Consider the following 5334-nt stretch of genomic DNA (forward strand, 5'->3'; position numbering starts at 1 on the left):
TGGCGCCAACTTTGTTCAGCATAAGTTCCGGCATTTAGGGGTAAACAGAGACTGGTTCGAATTCGTCTGACAGCACCGTTTTCTGTGATGCAGCGAATGTCGGCTTCAGAGTGGCATGCTAATGAAGCTCCATAAGTGGTCACGGATTTGCCGATACACAAGGCGAATACCGGGTTGAGCCTAGTGCTTTCATCAGTATCGGGTCTTGAAATAAGCGTTAGGCCCATGAACGTTGTAATACCGTCGCCAAGTGGCTATATAAGACCCACTAAAGTTCTGGTTTTCTGCGGCCTAGGCGTATCGCCTGCCAGAGTAAACTAAGTTCTTCCATCATGAAAATTCAGCTGTCACGTCCTCTACTTGGATCTGATGTTTGGGAAGGTTGCCGATGTTTTCGCGCACAACCACATCGCTTGTGACGTTTGTTGATCCGTTTTGGTGATCAGACGCACCGTTGGTTTGCCAAAGAACCACAACGCAACCGTTGATCAAACGAGCTTCCGGTAGGCCCGAACTGCGCCTATCGGTCATCGCGGCTTGGGAATGGCCCTAGCGCGAGAATAAGAATGCGCAAAAAGACACAAAACAGCGCGGCGGCGCTTTCTCCGCCAGAGGATCTAAAATGACATTTCCAGAATGGACGAAACCAGGCATCTACGGTGCTTTGTGTGGTGCGATTGCGGTCTCAATCCTTGGCTTTACCTGGGGCGGGTGGACAACCAGCGGTGGCGCTCAAGAATTGGCGAAGGACCATGCAAGCGAGGAAGTGACGCTCGCGATGGTGCCGGTTTGCCTGAACAGGTCAGCCGCTGACCCTAGGCGCGAAGAAATAATCGTAACCCTCCAAGAGGCCTCTGGCTTCAGTCGCCGCAAGGCTATGATGGATACGGGTTGGGCTACGCTGCCGGGATCGGAAACGCCAAGCCGCGACCTTGCAGATGCCTGTATCGCGGGGCTTGAGCTGGATGGATCATAACTCAAAGGCAATGCCGCAACTCTGTCAGGCGATCTGGGGAGCGCATCCGTCACCAGGCATTCAGATGATTGCGGCTCTGATTGTGCTCCCAATCTGTGCTCTGCTTCTGTTTTCAACGCCTGCATATGCTCAATCCACATCGCAACCTGTGCCTGAAAATGCCACTGCAAAGAGCTACGGTGACGGCTGGAAATGTAACGCCGGGTATAGGCTGAGTGGCGATGTCTGCGCCGTTGTCATAGTGCCAGCAAATGCGTATCCGACCAACCGCACCTATGGCTCTGGTTGGGAATGTCTTCATGGTTTTCGCAAGAAGGATGACACGGCCTGTGTTGCGGTGATTGTACCTGATGGCGGGTTTCTTGATCCATCAGGTGAGCGCTGGCATTGCTCTCGCGGTTTTCTCAAAATCGACGACATGTGCCAAGAAATTGTCGTACCCGCAAACGCTTACCTGGCAGCTACTACCTATGGGCCAGCGTGGAAATGCAAACGGGGGTTCGAAGCATCGGACGACCTTTGCGTCGCTATTGAAGTCCCGGCCAACGCGTATCTGAATTCATCAGGTTACGGCCGACCCTGGACATGCGAACGTGGGTACTTTGCACAAGATGGGTCGTGCGCGCCCGTTATGATCCCTGAACATGCCTTCTTTGACGATGCAAGTTACGGAACGGGATGGAAGTGCGAGCGGGGATACGCTGCCTCAGGTGCGAGCTGTGACGTAATAGACCTTCCTGCGAATGCCCATCTCGACAGGTCCGGTAACCGGTGGGACTGCAACAAGAATTTCAAGTTATCTAAGGGACTTTGCATTCTCGATAACTGAGCGTGCGGCACGATATGCTCGACTTCATTACCCAATGGTGACGGCAGCGTTGCCTTCGGTGTCGACCACAAAAAGGAAACATCATGAAAACCGACTTTAGCGCGGCTAACACTATCCGTCGTCCCGTCAGCGGTGCACAAGCGCCGCCATTGACCAGCGATGAACCCATAAGATCAACCTCTACCACTCAGATCGTCTCGCCAACAACTGCGATTGTCTATTGCCAAGGTAACTTCGCCAACATTGATGGGAAAACTGCTAATGGCCTTGTTCGTCATTCAGAGGCCTACAGGATCCTGTCTGTCATCGATAGCAACCACGACGGCGAAGACAGCGGGCAGATTCTTGACGATGCAGTAAACCACATTCCGGTCTTTAGAAGTTTGGACGCTGCTGTCGCCCATGAAACCGTCATCCCAGATACCCTCATTTACGGGATGGCACCATCTACGGGGAGACTCTCATCGACAGATCGCGACGTTGTTCTCGACGCGATTTCACTAGGTATGAACATCGTCAGTGGATTGCATGAATATCTGAGCGATGATCTAGAAATCGCGGCTTTTGCGGTCGAACGCAAAGTCACCATACGCGATATTCGAAAACCTAAACCCAGCAAGGATATGCGCCTGTTCGACGGAAGTATTGCAGGAGTGAAGGCACTGCGCATAGCGGTTCTTGGAACCGATTGCGCCATTGGAAAACGGACAACAGCGACCGTATTGGCCCGCGCTTTGAACGCAAGGGGCATCAAGACTGTTCTTGTTGGTACGGGCCAGACGGGTTTGATGCAGGGTGCAAAATATGGAGTGGCAATGGATGCCGTGCCGCCGCAGTTTTGTTGCGGCGAGCTTGAAGGTGCGATTGTTGACGCTTCCGAGGTTGAACAACCCGATGTCATATTGATCGAAGGTCAAGGGGCGTTAAGTCATCCGGCGTTCTGCACATCCGCCTTTATCCTGCGGGGCAGCCAGCCGGACGCCGTGATCCTTCAGCACGCTCCAAAGCGCGCACATCGCTGTGATTTTCCCAATATGCCAATGCCTAGACCTGCAAGTGAGATTGCCCTCATCGAAGCGTTTGCTGACACAAAAGTCATCGGCGTCACGCTCAATCACGAGGGGATGTCTGAGGCCGAGATTACCGAAACTATCGCCGCACAGTCACAAATACTCGGGCTGCCTGTAACGGATGTACTCAGCCGGCCAGCATCGTATTTGCTTGCAATGGTTGTCGCCGCCTATCCTGGGTTGCATCAACCCACACCTGTGGCTGCGATATGAGTACACCTCGCATTGAGGTGCATCTGAGCAAGATACGCCACAATGCAAAGACTGTGATCGGGCGCCTCAAGACTCGCGGCATCAGCGTTACTGGTGTGACCAAAGCAGTGTGCGGGCATCCAACCATCGCTCGGGCTATGCTGGACGGTGGCGCTGTGGGACTTGCAGAAGCGCGTCTTAGCAACGTTCGGAAGTTACGCAATGCGGGCATGACATGCCCGATCACCTTGATCCGTACACCAATGCTGAGCCAGGTTGATCAGGTCGTCCAGTACTGTGAGGCAAGCTACAACACAGAGATCCTCGTGATTACCGCTCTGGCCGCCGCCGCGATCCGGAAGGGCTGCATTCACGGCATTATCTTGATGGTTGAGATGGGCGATCTACGCGAAGGGATCATGCCAAAATACCTAGGCTCAATTGCACAACAAGTGGTGGATATGCCAGGTGTCGCGCTGAAGGGCATCGGAGCGAACTTCGCATGTCTGAGCGGAATTGCCCCGATTGCCGCAGACATGGACACCTTGTCTGGCCTGGCAAATGACATAGAGGGACAGTGTGGTCCCTTCCTTCAGATGGTATCTGGTGGTAACTCGGCCAACCTTCCTTGGGCCTTAAGTAGACACCCAGCTGGTCGCATCAACGATTTAAGGCTGGGGGAAGCAATACTGCTGGGCGTTGATCCGGTTTCCGGAGATCAAATAGGCGGGATGTATACGGATGCCTTTACGCTTGTCGCCGAGGTCATTGAAACAGGGTCCAAACCTTCATCTTACCCACAGAGCATCTGCGACCCGGTATTCAAAAGACTTCACCTTGTCCCAAAAAGTGGACAGAGCACACAAGTAGTTCTCGCCATTGGTCAGCAAGATACAGACGTTTTCGGGCTTTCTATGCCTCCAAGGAATAGACTCATCGGTGCAACAAGCGATCATCTTGTCATCGGCACATCCCATTCGACACAGAGCGTAGGATCGGAAATGAGATTCCAAATGAACTATAGTGCGTTGATGAAAGCTATGTCCGCTCCTGACGTTCAGACAAAGCTGCTCCATCGCAGTCCTTTACGACACGCGCGTGTCTCTCAAGGACCAGGCAATCACCCGGCATCAATTTGAAATACTCAACTGACAAATGCGCCGTTGAAAACGGATAGGAGAATAACCATTGGCAAAGCTTAAAAAATCAACTGTCTTCAATGCACACGTTCCCAAGGCGGAAACGCCGATGGACAAAACAACGCGGGTCGTTAGGGAAATGGTCAACGAAGAAGCAGAGCAAAGACAGATCAAGAACGCCCGGCTTCGCAAAACTAGGCTCGAAAGGGATGCGACGACTCCATCTGAAGCCTGTCCGCCGAAGCCCGCCAAAAAGCGGTGACATGATCGTTGGCCCTCCTCTCCGCGCGACTCGATTGAGCGAAACACAAACAAAGCGGCTAGCGAGCACTGTTTATCTCAAGCATCAGTAGCGCCCGTACTCGTTTCAAGGATATGCCATGACAAACTCAGATGAGAGCTCAGAAAAAGTTCACTATATCTGCCAGACATATGTCGAACAGAAGCCAGGACGCGGAGGGCAAGGAAGCTTGAAAATTGGCAAGCAATTTGAATACTCCACGGCAGCGGAAGCACAAAACAGAGCAGAAAGAGAAGCGCAATCCGACGATTGCGCTGGCGCCGACGCCTACATGGTCAGTGAGGATCCGAACAGTGGCGAAGTCGGGTCGCCAAGTTTCCTCATTCGGCTTGGCAATGTCCCGGAATTTGACGAGTTTTAGATATTTTGGACGTGGGTTTTGCAAAGAAACTGGGCCATGAATACCAGAAAAAACGGACATTGGTGCAAGCGCAGCGAAAGCTAATTTTGTCCGCAAAGCAGACGTTGAGCAGATTTCACTGAATGACCGCTTCGAGCCCAAAGTGCAAAATGCTGCAGAACCTACGAATGGCTTCAAATTCGCGAAACTGGACGTTGGTGAGATTGAAAGCAGTTCAAAAAGTGCATTTGCCTAGCATTTCCAGTTACAACCGTATCAGCCAGCTCTGCCCCATTCGTTCAAAGCAGGTCGTTCTATTCGCGGCCTTCAAGGGTGAAGCCCAAGAGGCACTGTCAGAAGAAACTTATTGAGGCGGGCAGTGCGAGCACTTAGCGTCGCAGGATGACAAAACGCAGCCCTTTTCGCTACTTCAAGACGAGCCCCGAGATCATCCGTCTGGCCGTCATGATGTATGTTCGGTTTCCGC

6 protein-coding genes and 1 pseudogene are annotated in these 5334 nt (G+C 52.6%); 6 read left to right on the plus strand and 1 reads right to left on the minus strand.

Features of this window, described 5'->3' with window-relative positions; all coding sequences use genetic code 11:
• Window positions 1-227 (minus strand): hypothetical protein (locus tag AC2FD9_RS23035; protein ID WP_496838922.1); only part of this gene is annotated, 227 nt, incomplete at its 3' end.
• 395 nt (window positions 228-622) lie between these two features.
• Here AC2FD9_RS23035 and AC2FD9_RS23040 point away from each other — a divergent pair.
• From AC2FD9_RS23040 to AC2FD9_RS23065, 6 genes and pseudogenes are all read left to right on the plus strand, one after another.
• The gene (locus tag AC2FD9_RS23040) at window positions 623-976 is read left to right on the plus strand and encodes a hypothetical protein (protein WP_299669742.1); all 354 of its coding nucleotides are present in this window, start codon (window positions 623-625) and stop codon (window positions 974-976) included.
• A 912-nt stretch (window positions 977-1888) separates the two neighbouring features.
• Complete coding sequence (locus AC2FD9_RS23045) at window positions 1889-3088, plus strand: N-acetyltransferase DgcN family protein (RefSeq protein ID WP_496778145.1); 1200 nt, start codon at window positions 1889-1891, stop codon at window positions 3086-3088.
• A complete protein-coding gene (locus tag AC2FD9_RS23050) occupies window positions 3085-4206 on the plus strand; it encodes an alanine/ornithine racemase family PLP-dependent enzyme (RefSeq protein ID WP_496838923.1) in 1122 nt (373 codons plus the stop codon). The genes AC2FD9_RS23045 and AC2FD9_RS23050 overlap by 4 nt, the downstream gene beginning before the upstream one ends.
• Window positions 4207-4255: 49 nt before the next feature.
• A complete protein-coding gene (locus AC2FD9_RS23055) occupies window positions 4256-4468 on the plus strand; it encodes a hypothetical protein (RefSeq protein ID WP_050602979.1) in 213 nt (70 codons plus the stop codon).
• A gap of 118 nt (window positions 4469-4586) precedes the next feature.
• Complete coding sequence (locus AC2FD9_RS23060; protein ID WP_282119865.1) at window positions 4587-4868, plus strand: hypothetical protein; 282 nt, start codon at window positions 4587-4589, stop codon at window positions 4866-4868.
• A 381-nt stretch (window positions 4869-5249) separates the two neighbouring features.
• A pseudogene (locus AC2FD9_RS23065) lies at window positions 5250-5334 on the plus strand (IS6 family transposase); the annotation flags it as partial.

This window comes from Ruegeria sp. YTSC230 (assembly GCF_059609665.1).